We start from the raw sequence: 19878 nt of genomic DNA on the forward strand, positions 1-19878 counted from the left end.
GTCCATTTACCACATCAACTCTCTGAACGCGAAACAATGGCGGCACAATCCTCCGAAAGTGCCGGCTTTGCTTCATCATTCCAGGCCACGTAGCGCCCAGCGCCTCATCGCACCTTCCCCAGCAGTTCCTCCACCTGCCGGGTGATCTGATCCTCCACCGTCTCCGTGTAGGATGCCCGGTGCCCATACTCGTACATGCCGGTGATGCCCTCGTAGCCACCCTCCCTGAGCACCCGGAGAGAAGGCACATAGCTGAGCAGGTCGTTGTTGTAGCCAAAAACCCAGGTGTTGTTCCAGCCATGGGAGCCTTTAAACTTCAGGGAGTAATCCACCACGGTCTCACCGGTGAGGGCGATGAAGGTGAGCTCCGGCCCGAGGTTCCAGACCTGCACCGGATACGGCACATGATCTGGCAATGAGCCCAGCGTCTCATATTGGCGGACGAAGTGCTCGAACTCGCGTTTCGGCATGCCGGTGAGGTTTGGCAGGCGCTGCTTCAACTCCTCAAGCGGCAGACCCTCCTTCAGAGACAGTTTCGTCTCGCCCATCGCGGCTTTCAGCGGACCGGTGAGCGGGATCATCTTCGCCGCCACGACCTGTCTCACGGCTTCCGCCAGGATGTGCCCATACATGCCCGCGAGCTGGGTGGCCTCCATGTCCTTGCCGCGAATGCGCGGCAGCGGGTTCGCATCGCCACCACAGTTCTGCACAAACATGGCCACACTCCCCGGGAAGGACTTCTCCAGCTCAAGCTGCGCAAAGCCCGCGTAGTCGCCATTGATGCTCAAGCCGCCGAGCGCCGTGGTGTGGCAGGAATAACCAAAAACAAGACCACGCAGCTCATTTCCGCTCCTCACGGTGATGACCGGCACGTCCTGGTCCACCTGGCCGCCCATGGCGCGGCTCTCCGCACCCCTTGAGCGCCTGCGGTTCACCGCCACACCGGCCAGCCCCTGCTCAAAGGCCAGCTCCGCGGGTGCGAGATTTGCGATCGCCGTGCCAATCACCTCGTCATACTTCGCATACACCATCGCGGTGTAGCGATCTTTCATCGCCGCTTCCTCCGGCGTGAACTCATAGTAGAGCCACAGCACGTCTTCCGTCACGGGACAGGAGTGATTGTGCGAGGTGTTCAGGATCAGCCTCTCTCTTGGGATCTTGTGTTTTTCCAAGGCCTGCCTCGCGATTCGGCTAACCATCTTTGCGCTCAAGCCCACCAGGTCCGCCGTGACCAGCACGGAGGTGGCGCCTGTGTCATCGCGCAAGGCCAGCGCCTTCAACCAGATGGGGTGCTCCACCCGCTGGGACAGGCGGGTCTTCCCGCCATAGCCAGCCAGAGGCACCGGCTCTTTCGGCGTGATGTCCACCTTCGCCACACCGGCCTGCCAGGCGGCAGAAGCCGCATTCATGAAGCCCAGGAAAACAAGGAGGAACCATCGCATCACCTATCTACGCAGGCTGGTGGAAGGAACTTTGACAAACCATGCGCACGCGACACGCTGGCGCGCATGACCATCCCTTACTTCTGGGCCGAGGCACGTCTGCAGCACAAGACGCAGGAGCGGCAGGTTACCGTCAAACGCTGGGGATGGTCTGATGAAAGCCAGACGCCGCCCAGGCTCATGCGCATGAACGAACGCGTGATGCGATGGAGCGCATCCTCAGTGGTGAAAAGCTGCGGCGACAGGAAGGCCGCTGGGCCTATGGAGAGAAAGGCGTGCCAATCTGCGAGGAAGTCGTCGCCCGGCATGGGGACATGGCCATCACGCGCAACAGCTACGGTTCGCTGTGCCTGAACACACCGAATGTCTTCTTTGCCGATGTGGATGCGCATTGGGTTCCGCCGCACAGCTTTTCCGCAGGGGGATGTCTTGCCTTTGTGATCGCTGGCATTGCCGCCGGCTTTTGGCTTCACTCCATCCTGCTCGCCGCAGCCATCGTGATCGGCGGCCCATGGCTCCTGCTCAGGATCACGAACAGCCGGAACAAACGAGCGCGCCCTGAAGGGGAGGCGTATGCACGCCAGCATGCCCTGCAAATCATCCATGAGTTTGTGGCCAGCAACCCTGCGTGGCATCTGCGCGTGTATGAAACACCCGCAGGTTACCGCCTCCTGGCCATGCACGACGTGTTTGAACCCGGCAGTGAAGCCGCCCAACAAGCTTTGCATTCACTGCACTCGGATCACCAGTTCACCATGCTCTGCGCCCTGCAGTCCTGCTTCCGCGCCCGGGTGAGCCCGAAATACTGGCGGGCTGGTTACAGGCCCGAGAACAGGCTGCCGAGGCAGTGGCCCTTCACGCCTGAGCAGACAAAGATCCGTGAAGAATGGGTGGCAGGCTACGATCGGCACGCCGCGAGCTTCGCCTCCTGCCGCTTCATCGAGGAACTCGGCAGCTCGGCGGTTCATCCCGATGCCGAGGCTGTCCGCGTGATTCACGATGACTACTGCAAGAGCGATTCCACGCTGCCCATCGCCTGAAGCGCCTCAAGGCTTCATCGTCTTGTAGGCCTCGTACGTGAAGAAGGCCAGGCCTGCGTAGCTGGCATGAGAGCGATAGGTCTCATCGATCGGTGCCACAGCCTTCATCATCTGCGTTTCGGTCTGCCCAAAGAAGCCCTCCATCTTCGGGCCGATGTCCGCCATCTTCACACCGACGAAAACCTTGGCCTTCGTCGCATCTGCCGATGCGATGGTTTTCGAAACGAGCGGGATGATGCCATTGCGCCCCTCTGCCTTGCCCCGGTAGCTCATGATGGCCACATGATCGACCACATCCAGCAGATGCTTTGCTGGATCCTTGGTTACGCCATTGAACGTCACGGGATAAGCGGCTGAGCCGTCTGCGTTGGCCTTGTCCAGCCAGAAGACAATATCCACACCCAGGATCAGCTTCGCATCGGCTGCCTGGAGTTTCTTCACGACCGCATGATTCACCTCGACGAACTGGGTGAGCAGATCACATTTCTGCGAGACATCCGCCAGCTTCCAGCGCGCGAGACCATGAGGCTCGATGTCGAGATGCACGCCATCAAACCGTGAATCCGCTGACGACTCCTTGTTGAAGGAAAGGACTCCGTCAATGCTGCCAAGCACCACACCATGCCTGGACTTCAAGGCATGCGCGGGATCACCAAACAGCGCATGCACACGCAGCGAATGCGCATGAGCCCGCTTCAGAAACGAGCGCCATGCTTCGGCATCCTCCAGCACACGCACGTCTCCCTCCTTCTTCGCAAAATGCACTTGCCAGAAGAGGTCCGTGATGTGCCGCTTCTCACAGAAGGTGAAGAGCTGCTCGCTCGCCTCAGCCGAGGCCGCGATGTCCCTCGTCTTGTAAACCCACATGCCGCGCATGTCCGCAGCGGAGGCATCATGCAAGCTCACGAACAGCACCCAGCAGATCACCACAAATCGGAACATAGGCATGAGAGAGGGTATTGAGAAGGCGCGAAGCGTGGTGGCGAATGCAGAAGGAGGCGCTCCAGCACGACACCTCCGTGTGCGCATGGAACGCTCCAAACTACGAAGATGCCAGGCCCGCACAAGAGCGGTGTCCACGGTGTGCTATTCCTCGGCCTTCATTTTCTTCTTCCCTTTGCCTTTACCCTTTCCCTTCCCCTCGCCCTTCTTGGCAGCAGCGGGTTCTTGGGGAGTGTTGGCGGTGGGCATCTTGGCGCCGATGGATTCGCGCCAGGCGAGCATCTGGGTGTGCAGTTCCTTGGCTTTGTCGGGATTGGTAGTGGCGAGGTTCTTGGTCTCGCCGATGTCATCACTGAGGTTGTAGAGCTCGAGGTGGTGGTCTTCAAAGAACTCCATGAGCTTCCAAGATCCCGCGATCATGGTGCCCACGGGAGTGGTGCGCCAGGTGTTGTCGCCAGCGCCGAGGTAACCGGGAAAGTGCTGGTAGATAGCCTGACGCTTCAGCGGAGCTTTGGCATCGTGGAAAAGAGGGGCGAGGCTTTCACCATCCAGCGGCTGGCCTTCAGGGGCGGCGGCTCCGGCGATCTCGCTGAAGGTGGGGTAAATATCGACATGGGTGGTGGGCGTGTCCGTGCTGCTGCCTGCGGCGGTCACACCGGGCCAGCGGACGATGAAGGGCACGCGGGTGCCGCCTTCATAGAGGCTGCCTTTGCCGCTGCGCAAAGGGGTGTTGTCCGTGGTGTCTCCGCCCTTCTTGATGCCTTCACGGGTATAACCACCCACACCGCCATTGTCCGAGGAAAAGATGAGCACGGTGTTTTCAGCGAGGCCTTGCTTGTCCAGCTCTGCCATCACGCGGCCGACGCTTTCATCTACGCTGGCGATCATCGCCGCGTAGGTGGGATTGTTGTGACCACCGACTGCTGGCTTGTCCTTGAACCTGGCGATGAGCTCCGGCTTGGCCTGATAAGGTGAATGCACGCCGAAGTGCGGCAGGTAGAGGAAGAAGCGCTCGCTCTTATGACGCTGGATGAAGTCCACGGCCTTGTCCGTGAGGAAATCCGCGAGATAAGCATCCTTGGGCACCTCAGTCTTCGGATTGGTCTTGAAGTCGTAGTGCTTGCCGGCGCTGACGATGGCCTCATCAAAGCCGCGCTTGGCGGGGTGATGCTCCGCGTCCTCGCCCAGGTGCCATTTGCCGAACATGCCGGTGGCATAACCCGCTTTCTTCAAAGTCTGCGCGAGGGTGACCTTCTCCAGAGGCAGTTCAGTGATGTTGTCCACCGGGCGCAGCGGACGCTGCTCCCACTCGAAACGGCCGATGCCACCGACGGTGTAGACTCCCGTGCGCGGCGCGTATTGGCCGGACATGAGCGCGGCACGCGTGGGCTGGCAGTTCTGGCAGTGGTGATGGCTGGTGAGCTTCATGCCCTGCGAGGCGAGCTTGTCGATGTTCGGCGTCTCGTAGTACTTCGTGCCAAAGGCGCCCACGTCCGTGTAGCCGAGATCATCCGCGAGAATGAAGACGATGTTAGGCGTGGTGGCAGCGTGGGCAGCGGCGCCAAGGCTGGCGGCAGCGAGAAGCAGGCGGACGAATTTCATGGCGTGGGCGCGCTGAAACGCACCAACGCCGCGCTTGTTGCACGAAAACAACTCAACCCGGCTTACGGATTTCCGAAGATGCGCACATCCTGCGAAAGCGGTGGCTCGCTGCCAGGCGTGGAAACCTGCAGCGGCGGACCTCCGGCCTGCACGCGTGGGAAGCAGCAGAAGCCGCGGCCCACACTCCACATGGGCGTGACCATGCCGCGGAAGTCCACTTTGCGCGGGGGCAGTGGAGAGCCGATTTCATTTTCCCATTCATTCATCACGAACTGACCGGTGAAGAAGCCTGTGGGCGGGTAGAAGTCGATCCTGCAGAGGCGGTTCGGCGCGGCGGTGGTGTGCGGGATGGCGCGGTGATTCGTCGTGAGGCGCAGCAGATGGCTTTCGATGAAGTCGGTCTGGAAGATGGCGTTGCCAGGTGCATCCGGCACATTGCTGAAGAGCATCAATCCCGGTGGTGGCGGGATGTAGAGAGAACCTTCGCCCGTGAGATCTGCCATGAAGCCTGCCGGGTAGTTTTTGGAGACGGGCTTGGCTGCCTGCATCCATCGGGCGGCCATTTGCGCGATGGGTGAGATCATGGCGTTCAGCTGCACTTCTCCAGCGAGTGTGCTGCAGCGTGAAGCATCGTGAAAATAGAACGGGATGGGGCTTTCTGCCGGCATGACCGGTGAGGAGAAGGTGAACCCGGTGCCATCTGACAGCGTGCCGACCACGTGGGCGCACAAGGTCGTCTTGAGGCACATGGACATGAAGCTGGTGCCTGTGGGAGACTCGTGCTCGGAGGCAGGCTGCGGAGTGAGCAGCAGATTGTAGCGGCCAAAGGTGTCCGGGCTGTAGGATGCTGCGGTGACATCACAGCTGCGGAAATAAAGGAAGCTGTCCAGAGTCTCTTCTTCGTCATCTCCAGCGCCGGGAAGGCTGAATCCCAGGCGGGCCTGGAAGACTCCGTCGGCAGGGGATGTGATCAGGGTCAGCCTGCTTTTCCCCGTGCCGCGCAAAGCTGGCAGAATGATGACCTTTTCATACACTTCCGGGGAGTCTGGATTAGGCGCCAGCTTGCCGGCGAACTGGCGCGTGTCAGCGCCGATGCGCAGCACACCGGAGAAGCAGCCCTTCTCCGTGGTCTTGATCTCCACCATGCCACCTAACTTGAAGTGTTGCAGAGATTCTGTGCCGGTCACACGGCCTGCAAACAGCCCCGGCTCCACGATGCGCAGCGGCTGGCCGACTCTGAACACGGAGGTCACGGGAGCGCTCTTCAAGCCGCGGGCATCCGTGAGCTGCCACGTGACCTTGTACACGCCGGCCTTGGTAAAGGTGCCGGTCAGCGAGCCCATTTCTTCCAGCCGGATGCCTGGAGGCAATCCGCTCGCGGTGAGACGGCTGCCCGGCCAGGCATTCGCGTTGCCGGTCTGGTCTTTGGCATAAGTGGGATTCACCGGCGGGGAGGGATCGAGGATCTCGTCTCCCACGGCCCAGTCCATCTGATGGGATGGCGTGATGCGCGGCAGCCTGTCCACGGAAAGCACGGTGTAGCGGGCGATCATGCCACCGTTGTAAATGGACTGTCCCTCAGGACCCAGGAGATCCACCGTGGCGATCAGTTCCTCCCGGAGTTCAGGGCCGATGTAACGTCCGCGGATGATGGTCAGCGTGGGCTGGTAGACACCTGCTACAAAGGGACTGGTCGGATCATCAAAGGAGGGACTTTTGTGCCACTGAACGCGGGCCGGCCCCCAGAGCTTCGTTTTGAGCTGCACGGTCTGCTCATCGGCCACGGTCATTGCCTCATCCACGGGCTCGAAGACGGCCACAAGGCAAGGCCCGGCGACGCGTGCGCCCTCCTGGGAGCCCCGGACCTCCAGCTCATAGGCCCCTGCGTGCTCGGGTTTGGCGGAGGCGATGTCCAGCGCGGCGCCCGTCTGATCAGCCAGGACTTTGCCATCACGTTTCCAGATGAAGGTGGGTGCGGTGAATCCCTTGATCACCGGACTCAGGATCAAGCGCTGGCCGAGCTTTTGAACCTTGCCAGCAGGCAAGGAAACGATGGCCTGTCCGTGGGAGGACTGCTCCCAGGTGACATCCACGGTGTACTCACTGGCGGCGAACCATTCGAAGTGGATGGTGAAGGTCTGATCACCTGCAGGCAGCAGGCCGAGCGGACGCACCTCAAAGCGTGAGGTCTTGGTGGCTCCATTGTCCAGCGGAGTGATGCTGAATAGCGCTGCCGCAGGTCCGCTCAGGCGGGCGGTGCGGGCCGTGGCAGCCTGGGCGGGAAGATCCACCTCCAGCGGCAGGACCTGTCCATCTGCCCAGGCCTGCCAGCGGAGGGAGGTGCCTGAGGGAACGGCCTCGCGGCCTGTGGAGTCGCTGTTGGAGCGTGCTCTTCCCAACCAGACGGACATTTCCAAAAGCGGCAGGAAGGACACCGAGCGCGGCTGGCCCGTGGGGTGGTTCCGCCAGAAGGCCACGGTGTCCTGCGTGAGGGCCAGACCATGGGCATTGGGCACACGCCGTGACTGGTCCCGCACCCAGCCCTCAGGCCCCCGCCAGCAGAACTCCAGGGCACCGAGGTTTCCGATGGCGATGTTGGAATCGTACATGGCCATGTCAGGCGTTCCTGGCATGTAGGGCGGTCGCTGGTCATCTGGCACGGACACATGCCGGGCTTTGCTCCAGCGCTTGCCATCCCACTCCGAGGTCCAGAAGCCCTTGGAAGAACCCATCATGATCTCTTCGCCACTGAAGCCGGTGAACCCTAGGGCGGCACCCAGTCCGCTGGAGTCTGAGAGCTCTCCTGGCTCCATCACCTGGTCGAGGTCCCACTTGCCCTTCTTCGCCGTGCCCGTGAAGCGGAAGATCTGCACGCGGCCGGTGTTCCAGCCGAGTTTGTTCGTCCACCAAGGATCCCCGAGTGCCAGCTTGTTGTCATGCAGGCGCATCGGCATGGGGATCTGATACTCAGGCCGGGTGGAGACGTTTTGGATCACGGCCTCCGGTTCCCAGGTATTGAAAACCAGACGGTAGATGCGCAGCGTCGTGGTCACCATTCCATCGGCCAGGTTATCATCCTGAACGACCAGCCGGCTCCCGTGCATCTCCAGAGCGGCGCCGAACCGCATCTGGAACGCGGTGGATCCATCGGTCTCCTCATAGGGCGGACGCGCCGGGGCCGTGAGGGTCTGTGCCAGCTGCCAGGAGGTGCCCTGGATCCGGCGGAAGAGGTGCACCCGCCCCACATCAAACCCTCTGGTGTCACGCAAGGAAACGTCCGACACAGCCAGCCAGCCAGCCGACACGGCCACGTCCAGACCGAAATAGCTGTAAACGGTGGGGTTGGGGGACTCGAGGGTCTGGCTGGCGCTCCACACTCCGTTCGTGCGCTGTCCCACCTGCACGCGACCACGGGCATTCGAATAGTAGGGGGCGCCCAGGAAGACCTCATTGGACTGCATGGCGATGGAGGTGCCAAGACCTTCCCCCGCCTGAATCTCGGTGATTTGCTGCTCGTCTGGCAGGGCTTCCGCCGCCCGGGAAGGCAAAGCCTGACTGCCAAGGAGCAGGACGAGGCCGAGGGTGGGCAGGAGCCGGGTGGGGAGACTCTTCATGCTTCCTTTTGGCAGCGGAGACACTTTTCTGACAACTTTAATCCAGATGACTGAACAATAGACCCTGCCTATCTTGATAGGATGCCTACGACCTCCTTTCCCAGTCATGGCTGGCCTGGACCGTCCGGCCACACTTTGGCCGGCCAGTTCATCACCTTGAAGCCGCTGAACATCGAGACCGATGTGGAGGACCTCTTCGCCGCCTCCGCTGCGGGAGACATCTGGCGCTACATGCCAGCAGGGCCCTTTGCGGATGCCGCCGCGATGGCGGACTGGCTGCGGCAATGGCAGGGCCAGCCCGATGTGGTGGCTTTTACCGTGGTGGACAATGCCTCAGCCCGCCGCATGGGCAGCATCTCGCTCATGCGCATCACGCCGAAGCATGGCGTGGCGGAGCTGGGCTGCATCTGGTACGCACCAGACTTCCAGCGCACCAAGGCGAACACGGAAGCAAACTATTTGTTAATCCGGCACTGCTTCCAGGATCTGGGTTATCGCCGCATGGAGTGGAAGTGTGACTCGCGCAATGAGCGCAGCCGCGCGGCGGCCCTGCGCTTGGGCTTCCGCTTTGAGGGCATCTTCCATCAGCACATGGTCATCAAGGGCGAGAACCGCGACACGGCCTGGTTTGCCATGCTGGACCATGACTGGTTACGCATCGGCGCGGCCATGGAGCGCTGGCTGTATGAGGAAGGGGCTCCGTCTTTGCGGGAGCTCACGGCAGAGTCTGCCGAAGCTCATGCACAGTGCTGATGATCTGGTCTTCGACCTTCGCGCTCCAGCGCGTGGGATGGGTGCCCCATTTCATGGCATCGCCCCCTTCGTAGCCGCCTTCCTTCCACACACGGAGGCTCGGGACGTAACTGGGCACATCGTTCGTGTAAGCACTGATCCAGACGATGGGGTCTTTGATCTCGGACTTCAGCCGCAATGAATAGTCCACCACGACCTCGCCGGCCAGGGTGACCCAGGTGAGCTGGTCGCCGACACGTAGGACCTGGACGGGATAGGGATAGTCGGTGGGCAGCTTGCCTTCGCGGTCGAGGCGCTCGAGCACGCGGCCGGCGTGGGCTTTGTCGAGCGTGTTGCCGGTCTTCTGCTTCTCCAAAAGTTGATCACGAGTAGGCGCGGCGTCATAGGCCAGCGGGATCTCCCGATACGCGGCGCGGATGCTGCCGCTGAGAGGGATCATGTTGGTGGTCAAAGCAGCTTCCACAGAGGTGGCGAGGCTTTTCCCATGCGTCTGCGCCAATTCCATGGTGCGGCGTGGGTAGGGGTTCTGATCGCCGCTGCAGCCGTTCATGAACATGGCGACCGCGCCTGGATGCGCAGCCTCGAGGGCCTGCTGGGCATAGCCCGCGTAGTCGCCGCTGAACTTCTGATGTCCGAGCGTGGTGCAGTGGCAGGCGTAACCAAAAACGATACCAATGTCTTTGCCGTCGGCATCCGCGGCTTTCAAGACAGGGACGCTCTGATCGACAGGGCCATCAGGATTCGGGAAGTTGTTCCAACCGCCGCTGCCATTGGGTGTGCGCCGGTTCATGGAGACGCCACAGCGAGCCTTGCTGTAGTGCAGCGTGGCCGGCACCGCTTTCTTCGAGGCTTCGCCGACGAGGCTGACGAGGGTGTCCTGGAGTTTGCTGGTGTAGGCAGCAGCTTCTGCTTCACGCTTCGCGGGATCATCGGTGCCATGCACGCTGCTGGTTCTGAGTTCAGGACCGCTGTGGGTGTGGCTGGCATTGATGGCGAGGCGTTCCGGTGGAATGCCGAACTGCTTCTGCACCTGCTCCGCCACATGCAGGCGCACGTTTCTCGGCACGCCGATGAGGTCCATGGTGATGAGCGCGAACTTGCCGCCTGCGTGGTCCTCGATCACTAGCGCTTTCGCATACAGATCCAGCTCCACGCCTTCGGACGGTTTGGTGCGTGAGGCATAGCCCGCCATCCACATGGGGCCTTCAGGCGTGATCTTGGCACTCGCCGCGCCAGCTTTCCAAAGCAGTGCAGGCTTGTCCGCCGCGAAGGCGATGACGGCAGCCACGAAGAGAAAAGGCAGGAGCAGTTTCATGCGCGAAGAAAGTCGTCTCCACGACGAGGTCTTTTGCATACCTCTCGGTGCGAAAAAGATACTGTTAGGCTTGGAATGAGTTGCGGCCCTATATTACGCCGCCAGCAGGGCGCACGGTTTAATGCGGGCCAGCGCGGGCTTCATCTGGGCCTCGGCTGTATGCTGGTCATAGTGACCTTGAAGGTTCAGCCAGACCTCGGCAGGCCATGCAAAGTAACGAGAGAGACGCAGTGCGGTGTCCGCCGTCACGGAACGCTTTCCCTTCACGATCTCATTGATGCGACGAGGAGGAACCCCGATATCCTTGGCAAGGCGGTATTCGGACAGGCCAAGCGGCATGAGGAAATCTTCGCGCAGGATTTCGCCTGGATGAATGGGGCGGTGCTTTTTCATGGCGTTCGTGGCTTGGACAGTATGCCACATTTATACAGCAAACGAACCCGCAATCTCATCCGCCAGTTTCCGTGCTTTCGCGATGCCGCCTTGGGAATCAAAGATCCAGAAGGCAATCAGGAGGCCGCTCTGGTGGTTCACGGCGTACAGGTGGGCGGGCTCGTCATAGACATCCCAGAAGCCGACGAGGTGAACGGTGAGTTGCTGTTGAAGTTCGGGGCCGGAGGGACCTTCCACTTTTGTCTTGGCGTAGCTCTCGTGCTTGCCACCGAACCAGCCGGGTTTCAGGCTGGAGTAGGACCAGCTGTTGGTGAGGGCCACGTGTGCTTCTTGCTCGAAAGTTTCGAGGCTCTTGTGATCCTTGGCGGAGGCGATGACGAGCACGCCATCGCACTCATTCGTGCCGGCGGCGGTGGAGCGGTAGTTTCGGTAGGCGACGAGTGCGGCGATGGAGGCGCGGCTGTGATTCTTGCCTGGGGCGACGGCCAGATAGCCTGAGGGGATGGCGACGGTGCCACCAGAGGGCAGGCAGGCGCGGGCCTTCTTTTTCCAGAAGCCCAGCACCCGACCTGGTGCCAGCAGGAGGGCGAGTCCGCCGAGGAGCGTGGTGCGTCTCATCATGAGGGGAGGATGAGGGTTTTTGGCGTGGAGGACAAGTGTGTCGTGATGGCACTGTGTGCGCAGGAAGTGCCTTGATGGGGGGTGGCATTTCGTGCGCACGAGAGCGGTGTCGACGACGCACGGCGGCCCGTGCGTCTCTGCCACCGCACTCCAGGACGCTATCGCGACTTCGGGGCCTTTTGCCTAACCAAGGATCAGTTGTCGCCGGTGAGAATTTCCTTGTCGGACTTGGTCTTCATGCGGATGTTCAGCATCTCGACGAAAACGGAGAAGGCCATGGCGAAGTAGACAAAACCTTTCTCGAAATGGAAGTGAAAGCCTTCGGCCATGAGCGTGGTGCCGATGAGCAGGAGGAAGGAAAGGGCGAGCACTTTGACGGTCGGGTGACGACTGATGAAGTTGCTCACGGATCCGGCGAAAATCATCATGAAACCCACGGCGACCATGACGGCGACGATCATGACCAGCACATGGTCCACCATGCCGACGGCAGTGATGACGGAGTCGAGCGAGAAGACGATGTCCAGGATGGCGATCTGCACCAGGATGACACCGAGCTTTGCGCGGCCCTTTTTGACATCGGGGCTGTCGTCCTCATGGCCTTCGACCTTGTGGTGAAGCTCCTTGGTGCTCTTCCAGAGCAGGAAGAGACCGCCGAGGATGAGGATGAGGTCCTTGCCGGAGATGGCGTGGCTCATGACGCTGAAGAGAGGCTCCTTCAACTGCATGACCCAGGTGATGCTGAGCAGCAGCAGGATGCGGGTGACCATGGCGAAGGCCAGGCCGAGGAAGCGTGCGCGCGGTCGCTCGGCCACGGGCAGCTTGTCCACCAGGATGGAGATGAAGACGATGTTATCGATGCCGAGCACGATCTCCATCACGGTCAGTGTCGCCAAGGCGATCCAGGCCTCCGGGCTGTTGATCCAGGAGATATCGAAGGCGCTGGCGGCGAGAATCGGAAAGAAGTCGGTCATGGAGGCGCGGAGACTAGGACTGGAATACGGGCTGGCAAGGTGATGCGGCTTCTCAAATCCGGCGGATTTTGGAATCCGGTTTTGCTTTACTCAGTCGCGGGCGATGCCGGGGGCACGGAGGACAGCGGTGCGACGACATTCACGGGCCAGGGGCGGAAGCGCTCGAAGATGCCGGGGGCAAGCTCGCGGGAGTTCTCATAACCACGGCGGAACATCTCCATCTTGGCATCGATGTTGTCCACATGATGGAGGACGAGGGCTTCGGGTGTTTTCGGCAGCACAGGAGAGCCGTACTGATACTCGCCATGATGCGAGGCGATGAGGTGCAGCAGGTGCAGGCGAACGTGCTCATTGGCAGGCTCCAGAGTGGCCCAGGCAGTGGCTTCAGGGCGCTCAAGGAGATCACGCCAGAGCTTGTTCATGAGCTCCAGACCGAGGGTGATGTGGCCGAGCATCTCGCCATGCAGATGGTAGGGCATGGCGAAGCTGCTTTCGGGGTAGGAGTTCTCCCAAAGCTTGCCGCAGTCATGAAACAGCACGCCGGCGACGAGCAGGTCTTGATTCAAAGTTGGATAGGTGCTGGCGATGGCCAGGGCACTGCGCATCATCTGCGCGACATGCTCCACCAGGCCGCCGCGACGTGCGTGATGGTTCTCGCGGGCAGCTGCGGTGCGACGAAAGCGCTCACCATGCTTTTCCAGGAAGAGGCTGGAGACACCGCGCAAACGTGGGTCACGGATGGCGGCGACGAAACGCTCGATGTCCGCGTAGTCGATGCGCTGGCGTGCGAGGAGATCAGGATCGCCACCGAGCAGGGTGCCTTTTTCTTCCTCGGTCAGCGGGCGGAGGCGCGGGTGTCGGGGCTCGATGCCGTACTTGCCGGTGTCCACCCACTGCGCGGTGATCTCGACGAAGGAGCCGCGAGTGAGGCTGCGGGCTTCATCGAAGATGGGGTTGCTGTCGAAGAGCCGCCAGAGGAGGGAGTCGCCACCATCGGCGAGCTTGATCTCAAAGAACGGGCTTCCGCCGGAGGTGAGTTTCTCGTTGCGGTTGTCCACCTGCACCTGGATGCGGTAAGGCTGCGGCGTGGGCCCGGCGATCTGGCGCAGTTGCGTGATCGTGATGAGGTCGGGCAGGTCTGATTCCATGCGGCAAGTGAAAGCGGAAGGGGGTGGGTCATGCAAGGCGAACCTTGTCGGGCGGTTGGTTCGCTTGTGGATTCGAGGTTGGAGGTAGATCGGGGTCTTTTTACAGGATTTACAAGGGGACAGGATTCACAGGATTAGATGTTCTTGTTCATCTTGTTCTTCGGGCAAGGTTGGTTTTACTGCGCTCATGGCCCGTCTATCCGTCCCAGGCATCTCGCACTTCCTGCATTCGATCAGGCTGGATGGTGAGGCGGGAGTGAATGGGCCTTATCACTTCCAGGTGCCTGCCATCCGGCAGCTTCGGGAGAAGGAGCTGCTGTTTCATCCGAAGGTCACTTTTCTGGTCGGGGAGAATGGCTCGGGGAAATCCACGTTGATCGAGTCGATCGCGGAGAAGCTTGGGTTCAGCATCGATGGCGGCACAAGGAACACGAATCTGGCCCAGCATGTGTATCGCTCCCCATTGAGCTCGGCGTTGACACTATCGCGCACGCATCTGCGGCCGATGGATGGCTTCTTTCTGCGTGCGGAGAGCTACTATAATTTTGCCACGCTGCTCGATGAGGAGAAGTACGGCACCTGGAGCTACGGTGGCAAGAGCCTGCACGAGCAGTCTCATGGCGAGGCTTTCCTGGCCACGTTGAATCACCGGCTCGGTGGCAACGGGGTGTATGTTTTTGACGAGCCTGAGGCAGCGCTCTCACCGCAGCGGCAGCTTTCTCTTCTGGCGCGCATGCATGATCTGGTCAGTGAGTATTCGCAGTTTGTCATTGCCACGCATTCACCCATCCTCATGGCCTACCCAGAAGCGTGGATCTACCAGTTTGGTCCGGATGGGTTTGAGCGCGTGGAATATGAGGACACGGATCATTTTCAGATCACGCGGCTGTTCATGAACGACCGGCACAGCATGATGAAACGCTTGTTCGCGGACAGGCCAAGAGATGATTGACCGACATATTTGATGAGGAGTTGGCGTTGGTGCTGTGCCTCTCATGACTCGCTTCCTCATTCCCTCTTTGCTGTTCAGCCTTGTCCTGTCTCTATCCGCGCAGAGCGCTGCGGATCCCAAGCCGGTCGTGGATGAGGTGATTGCCGCAGCGGGTGGCAGGGACAAGCTGCTCACGCTGTTCCAAATCGAGGAGATCTTTCATTTCGGTGACACGCCCGAGCCTGCCGAGGGCAAGAAGCGCTCCACCCGCATCTCGGTGATCGAGCCGCCGAAGTACTGGTGGCTGGGCAAGAAGGAGCGTGAGGATGAGCCAGCCAAGTTTGATGTCTGGGCCTGGACGCTCGGCATTTTTGCCGCGCCAGAGTCGAAGGTGGAGGTCATCCCGGATCTGACCGACGAGGGCAAGACCTGCCTCGGTCTCAAGGTCAGCGGATCCGTGACACCGGCGATGGACTTCTACTTCGATAAACAGACCAAGCTGCTGCACCGGCTCGACTGGCGTGGCGACATCTACCGCTTCTCCAACTGGAAGGAGCATGATGGTGCCAAATACGCCAGCCGCACCATCATCTACAAGAAGGCCAGCGGGAAGCCGTGGTTCTTCCACGAGGTCACGGGCATCGAGCGGCTGAAGGAACTGCCCGCAGGCTTGGTGAGGTGATCACGCTTCCTGGAGCAGGATGGCATCGACATTGGTGCCGTCATAGAGGGCATCACTGAGGATGACGAGGGGGTCGCCCTGCTTCACAAGGCCGTGCTGGTAGAGCATGGCGATGGCATCGCGGATGGATTTGTCGGGCTGGCCCTCGGCGAACTCCATGACGTAGGGCTGCACACCGCGGGCGCTGACGAGGGCGCGGCTGACGTGAAGCTTCGGCGTGAAGGCAAAGATGGGCGCGAACTCCGGACGCTGATGCGCGAGCAAATGCGCCATGACACCGCGCAGGGTGAAGACTAGCAGCTTGGATCCGGGGATGCTGTTCGCCAGCAGGATGGCGGCTTTCACCGTCTTGTGCTTGTTCGTCTTCAGCGGGGCATCACTGGCGAAACGGCCAGAGGGATATTTGTCCTCAATGCGGCGGATGACGTTGTCCAAAATCTCCACGCACTTGTCGGGATAGCGACCGACGCTGGTCTCGCCGCTGAGCATGACGCAGTCCACCTGCTCAATGACGGCATTGAAGATGTCCGTGACTTCCGCGCGGGTGGGCACGGGGTTTTCGATCATGCTTTCGAGCATCTGCGTGGCCACGATGACCTTGCGGCCATGGAAGGAGCAGCGCTCGACGATCTGGCGCTGGATCAAAGGAAGGTCCTCGATGGGGCACTCGCTGCCGAGGTCACCACGGGCGATCATGATGCCACCGCTGGCCTCGACGAGCGTGTCGATGTTCTTGAGCGCCTGCTGGTTTTCGATCTTGGCGATGACACGTGCTTTGCTGCCCTTTTGCTCAAGCAGGAGGTTCAGATGCTGGATGTGCCCGGGCTCACGGGCAAAGCTGAGCGCGAAGTAGTCCACGCCGAGTTCCACGCCGAGATCGAGATCCGCGTAGTCTTTCTTGGTCAGAGGGGGCAGGCGCACATCCACACCAGGAAGGTTGATGTGGCGGCGGCTTTTCATCTCACCCTGGGTCAGCACGGTGCCGAGGACGTATTTCGGGGTCACGGCGGTGGCTTTGACTTGGATCATGCCGCCATCGATGAGGATGATGTCTCCGGGCTTCAGGTCCTTGCCGAGCTCCGGGTAGTTCACGGTGCAGGAATACTGCTTCGTGGGCTGGAAATCGGGGGTGCAGCGGAACTCGACTTCATCACCCACCTTGAGCTGCCAGGGCTGCTCCACATCACCGGTGCGGATGCTGGGACCGGTAAGGTCCATGAGCACGGCGATCTCGCGGCCGGCATTCACCGCAGCCTCGCGCACACGGCCGTAGACCATGCGCACCCAGTCGTGGGAGGCGTGGCTCATGTTCAGGCGCAGGATGTCCGCACCCTTGGTGATCAGAGTGGAGATGACGGCCGCGCTTTCAGTCGCCGGGCCGAGGGTGCAAAGAATTTTAGTTTTACGCATGGGGAGGTTGGCGTCACGCCTTGCCCCGAATGCCGGGTTTCTCAAGACGCAATGCAGTCACAAGCAGGCAACGGGCCAGTGTGAGAGGGAGAAGTGCGCTCTTAAAAACACCCCGCCAGCGTGATCTCGGGGTTCGCCGTCCCAGTAACCTCCACTACGATGATTTTTTCGGCAGCGGGGCAGGCAGCCACTCATCAGGGGCGCCGGCTTTCTGCAGCATGTCCCGCAGGCTGACGACCTTGCCGTTCTGGCGCTTGCTCTCCTGGGCGGCTTCCATGAAGGCGTAGATTTCCAAAGTTTGTTTGGTCGTGACAGGCGGCTGCTTGGTCTGGAAGAACTTGATGATCTCCCGCAGCATGGGCGTGTAGTCGCCCTGGCTGGCCTGCTCAGTGATCTTCTCCTGGCCGAAGCGGATGAGCTTGTAGTTGGTGGAGCCCATGGGCAGCGTGTGCAGGGCATACAAGGTGCCGAGCCGGCCGCCTTCCCACAAACCGGTGACCACGGACACGTCGGGTGCCGAAGTGCGCTCGACACTAAGGCAGCCACTGCCCATGACGGTGAAAAGAGATTCCGTGGAATGAATGCCGTAGAAGAAGAGATCCGGGTGGTGCGGCAGCAAGGGAGCGGGGCCATAAGCCAGCACCGCACGTGCAGGGACCTTCTCCGCATTCGCCACTTCGACGACACCGGGCCACCACCGTGTGGCGGAGGAACTGAAGATGGGCACCTTGGCCACGTCTGCGAGCTTGTAGATCTCCACAGCATCCTTGAGGCTGGCGGCCACGGGCTTGTCGAGAAAGAAGGGTTTGCCGCTGGTGATGACCTCACGCGCTTGATCCAGATGCGGACGACCATCCACGCTGAGGATCATGAGCGCATCCGAGGCCGCGCAGACTTCCGCGATAGTGGGGAGGATCTTCACGCCATACTTGTCACGCAGTGTGGCCGTGAAGCCTTCGATACGTGTGGCGCTCTCCGGCAGGTCCGGGCTGCCACCGGCGAAGGCAGCGACCACGCGCGCGCCCGGCACATGATTCGGGTTCGCCGGATCATTCAGACGAAGCGTGAACTGCTCTGAATGAGAGGTGTCGAGTCCGATGAGCCCGATGCGGATGTTATCAGCCATGGCACAGGTGGAGAGGAGCAGCAGCGTGGTCGCGCAGGCGGCCGCGAGGCGGAGCTTCAGGTTGGAAATCTTGACTCTCATGGACCACAGGGACGGCCGGAAGGCGTCTTCAATTCAGAGGCTTCAACTCAGGCAGGAGGAATTTCCCATCCTTGCGGATGAGCTGACCATCAAACCAGATCTCCCCGCCGCCATAGTCAGGGCGCTGGATGCAGACGAGGTCCCAGTGCACCTGGCTGCGGTTGCCATTGTCAGCGGGGCCTTCATAAGCCTGGCCCGGGGTGAAGTGGAAGCTGCCGGCGATCTTCTCATCAAACAGGATGTCACGCATCGGCTCCTTGATCTCACGATTGAAGGCGATGGCGAACTCACCGATGAAGCGAGCACCGTCATCGCTGTCGAAGATCTTGTTAATCGCCTCCGTGTTGTTGGCGGTGGCCTTGACGATCTTGCCCTTGGAGAACTCGAGCTTCACGCTGTCAAACGCGATGCCCTGGTAGATGGTCGGCGCGTTGTAGCTGATCACGCCCTCCACGCTGTCCTTCACCGGCGCGCTGAAGACCTCGCCATCCGGAATGTTATGACGACCGCCGCAGGCGATGGCCTTCAAGCCTTTCAGGCTGAAGCGCAGATCCGTGCCGGGGCCCTTGATGTGGACGTCCTTGGTCTTGTCCATGAGCTTCTTGAGGGCATTCATGGAGGGAATGAGCGCGGCGTAGTCCAGCAGGCAGACGCGGAAGAAGAAGTCCTCAAAGCCCTGCGTGCTCATACCGGCCTGCTGGGCCATGGCGGAGGTGGGCCAGCGCAGCACACACCAGCGGGTGTTGTTCACGCGCTCGTTCTGCAGCGGACGCAGTTTGGACATGACCAGCTTCATGCGTTCCGCGGGCACATCACTGTTTTCGGTGATGTTGTTGCTGCCGCGCACCGCGATGTAGCAGTCCATCTTCTTCATCAGCTCGAGCTGGTGCTGGCCAATGAGGTCATACTGCACGTCTGCGGCATGCATCATCATCTCACGAGTCACCGAGGTGTCATGGAGATGCACCAGCGGATGCGCCTTGGCATCCACCACAGCGCGAATGAGGGCCTGGGCCACGTAGCCGGGCACGTCAAAACAATCGATCCACACGAAGTCGCCCTTTTTCACTTGGGTCGAGTAGCGGACGAGGGTGCGTGCGAGCTGGTCGATGCGTGGGTCGTGCATGGATGCTTATAACGAGCAAGGGACGGGATGGTAAACAGGTTTTTATGATGAAGACCTCTTTGATTCCGCTCAAAAGTTCGGAGACCGGGCGAGTGAAGCAGACGGCCTCTTGGAAATGCTCGCCTGTTAGGCTCGCTTGAGTCCCGTCCCTCGATCGCGCGCTAGGCAGCAGTCTTGGGCTCTCTCCTCCCCTCGCATGTGTTCAATTGCGCAGAATGCAGAGGCCTGTCATTCACCCGCAAAGACGGGCCGCTTCCAGATCGGCACGCGGGTCTTCACCTCTTTCAGATACCACCGGCACAGATCAAAGGATTCCGCGCTGTGCTTGCTGCGGACTCGGATGAGGATGCTCGGCTCTGCTGCGGCCACCAAACCCAGACGATGCTGGATGAAAACCTCATGTGGGCCGTGATCCTGCCGCCCTTGGGTGATCAGCTCCGCGAGCATCTTTTCCGCCATGGGCAGATAGACGCTGTAGTCGATCCCGGTGATGAGACGGCCGTCTTCAAGATCACGCACGGTTCCCAGAAAGCGCACCTCTGCGCCCTCACCTGAGGCGAAGGCGGGGGTTTGCTCCGCAGGAATGGGATCGTGGGAAAGGAGAAACATACATCCGTGGGGGCTTTGTCATCACGCGATGCATGCCAGACCGCACGCATCCGATGATCCGCATGAACC

Annotated in this window: 17 protein-coding genes; 4 read left to right on the forward strand and 13 right to left on the reverse strand. The window is 60.8% G+C overall.

What is annotated here, in order from left to right; all coding sequences use genetic code 11:
• Nucleotides 1-104: 104 nt before the first annotated feature.
• Nucleotides 105-1442, reverse strand: coding sequence for a hypothetical protein (locus BGE01nite_RS13305; RefSeq protein WP_146850964.1), 1338 nt, complete (start codon nt 1440-1442; stop codon nt 105-107).
• A 206-nt stretch (nt 1443-1648) separates the two neighbouring features.
• Here BGE01nite_RS13305 and BGE01nite_RS13310 point away from each other — a divergent pair, with 206 nt between their 5' ends.
• On the forward strand, nt 1649-2482 hold the full coding sequence (locus tag BGE01nite_RS13310; protein ID WP_146850965.1) for a hypothetical protein: 834 nt from the start codon (nt 1649-1651) through the stop codon (nt 2480-2482).
• Between the two features lie 6 nt (nt 2483-2488).
• On the opposite strand, the gene BGE01nite_RS13315 is transcribed toward BGE01nite_RS13310, so the two are convergent.
• From BGE01nite_RS13315 to BGE01nite_RS13325, 3 genes are all read right to left on the reverse strand, one after another.
• Nucleotides 2489-3430, reverse strand: coding sequence for a hypothetical protein (locus BGE01nite_RS13315; protein WP_146850966.1), 942 nt, complete (start codon nt 3428-3430; stop codon nt 2489-2491).
• A 138-nt stretch (nt 3431-3568) separates the two neighbouring features.
• The gene (locus BGE01nite_RS13320) at nt 3569-5026 is read right to left on the reverse strand and encodes a sulfatase (RefSeq protein WP_146850967.1); all 1458 of its coding nucleotides are present in this window, start codon (nt 5024-5026) and stop codon (nt 3569-3571) included.
• A gap of 62 nt (nt 5027-5088) precedes the next feature.
• Nucleotides 5089-8640, reverse strand: coding sequence for an immunoglobulin domain-containing protein (locus tag BGE01nite_RS13325; RefSeq protein WP_146850968.1), 3552 nt, complete (start codon nt 8638-8640; stop codon nt 5089-5091).
• An 81-nt stretch (nt 8641-8721) separates the two neighbouring features.
• On the opposite strand from BGE01nite_RS13325, the gene BGE01nite_RS13330 reads away from it, so the two are divergent.
• Entirely contained in the window at nt 8722-9393 is a 672-nt protein-coding gene (locus BGE01nite_RS13330) for a GNAT family N-acetyltransferase (RefSeq protein ID WP_146850969.1), read from the forward strand.
• Here the strand turns inward: BGE01nite_RS13330 and BGE01nite_RS13335 are convergent.
• The 5 genes from BGE01nite_RS13335 to BGE01nite_RS13355 form a co-directional block, all read right to left on the reverse strand.
• On the reverse strand, nt 9356-10708 hold the full coding sequence (locus BGE01nite_RS13335) for a neutral/alkaline non-lysosomal ceramidase N-terminal domain-containing protein (RefSeq protein WP_146850970.1): 1353 nt from the start codon (nt 10706-10708) through the stop codon (nt 9356-9358). The two genes, BGE01nite_RS13330 and BGE01nite_RS13335, sit on opposite strands and share 38 nt — an antisense overlap.
• A gap of 93 nt (nt 10709-10801) precedes the next feature.
• Nucleotides 10802-11101 (reverse strand): HigA family addiction module antitoxin, encoded by a 300-nt coding sequence (locus BGE01nite_RS13340; protein WP_146850971.1) that lies wholly within the window; start codon nt 11099-11101, stop codon nt 10802-10804.
• A 30-nt stretch (nt 11102-11131) separates the two neighbouring features.
• Entirely contained in the window at nt 11132-11722 is a 591-nt protein-coding gene (locus tag BGE01nite_RS13345) for a hypothetical protein (protein WP_146850972.1), read from the reverse strand.
• Nucleotides 11723-11916: 194 nt separating this feature from the next.
• Nucleotides 11917-12654, reverse strand: coding sequence for a TerC family protein (locus BGE01nite_RS13350; RefSeq protein ID WP_146851037.1), 738 nt, complete (start codon nt 12652-12654; stop codon nt 11917-11919).
• Nucleotides 12655-12782: 128 nt separating this feature from the next.
• Entirely contained in the window at nt 12783-13844 is a 1062-nt protein-coding gene (locus BGE01nite_RS13355; protein WP_146850973.1) for an HD domain-containing protein, read from the reverse strand.
• A gap of 187 nt (nt 13845-14031) precedes the next feature.
• Here BGE01nite_RS13355 and BGE01nite_RS13360 point away from each other — a divergent pair, with 187 nt between their 5' ends.
• Nucleotides 14032-14796: an AAA family ATPase gene (locus tag BGE01nite_RS13360; protein ID WP_146850974.1), complete on the forward strand. Its 765-nt coding sequence runs from the start codon at nt 14032-14034 to the stop codon at nt 14794-14796.
• Between the two features lie 43 nt (nt 14797-14839).
• A complete protein-coding gene (locus BGE01nite_RS13365) occupies nt 14840-15457 on the forward strand; it encodes a hypothetical protein (protein ID WP_146850975.1) in 618 nt (205 codons plus the stop codon).
• On the opposite strand, the gene pyk is transcribed toward BGE01nite_RS13365, so the two are convergent.
• From pyk to BGE01nite_RS13385, 4 genes are all read right to left on the reverse strand, one after another.
• A complete protein-coding gene (gene pyk, locus BGE01nite_RS13370; RefSeq protein WP_146850976.1) occupies nt 15458-16867 on the reverse strand; it encodes a pyruvate kinase in 1410 nt (469 codons plus the stop codon).
• 154 nt (nt 16868-17021) lie between these two features.
• Entirely contained in the window at nt 17022-18074 is a 1053-nt protein-coding gene (locus tag BGE01nite_RS13375) for a Gfo/Idh/MocA family protein (RefSeq protein WP_146850977.1), read from the reverse strand.
• A 28-nt stretch (nt 18075-18102) separates the two neighbouring features.
• Entirely contained in the window at nt 18103-19200 is a 1098-nt protein-coding gene (locus BGE01nite_RS13380; RefSeq protein WP_146850978.1) for an aminopeptidase, read from the reverse strand.
• Between the two features lie 228 nt (nt 19201-19428).
• Nucleotides 19429-19809 (reverse strand): molybdenum cofactor biosynthesis protein MoaE, encoded by a 381-nt coding sequence (locus BGE01nite_RS13385; protein ID WP_146850979.1) that lies wholly within the window; start codon nt 19807-19809, stop codon nt 19429-19431.
• Nucleotides 19810-19878 lie beyond the last annotated feature (69 nt).

Source organism: Prosthecobacter gellanilyticus, assembly GCF_007992435.1.
Taxonomy (GTDB): domain Bacteria; phylum Verrucomicrobiota; class Verrucomicrobiia; order Verrucomicrobiales; family Verrucomicrobiaceae; genus Prosthecobacter; species Prosthecobacter gellanilyticus.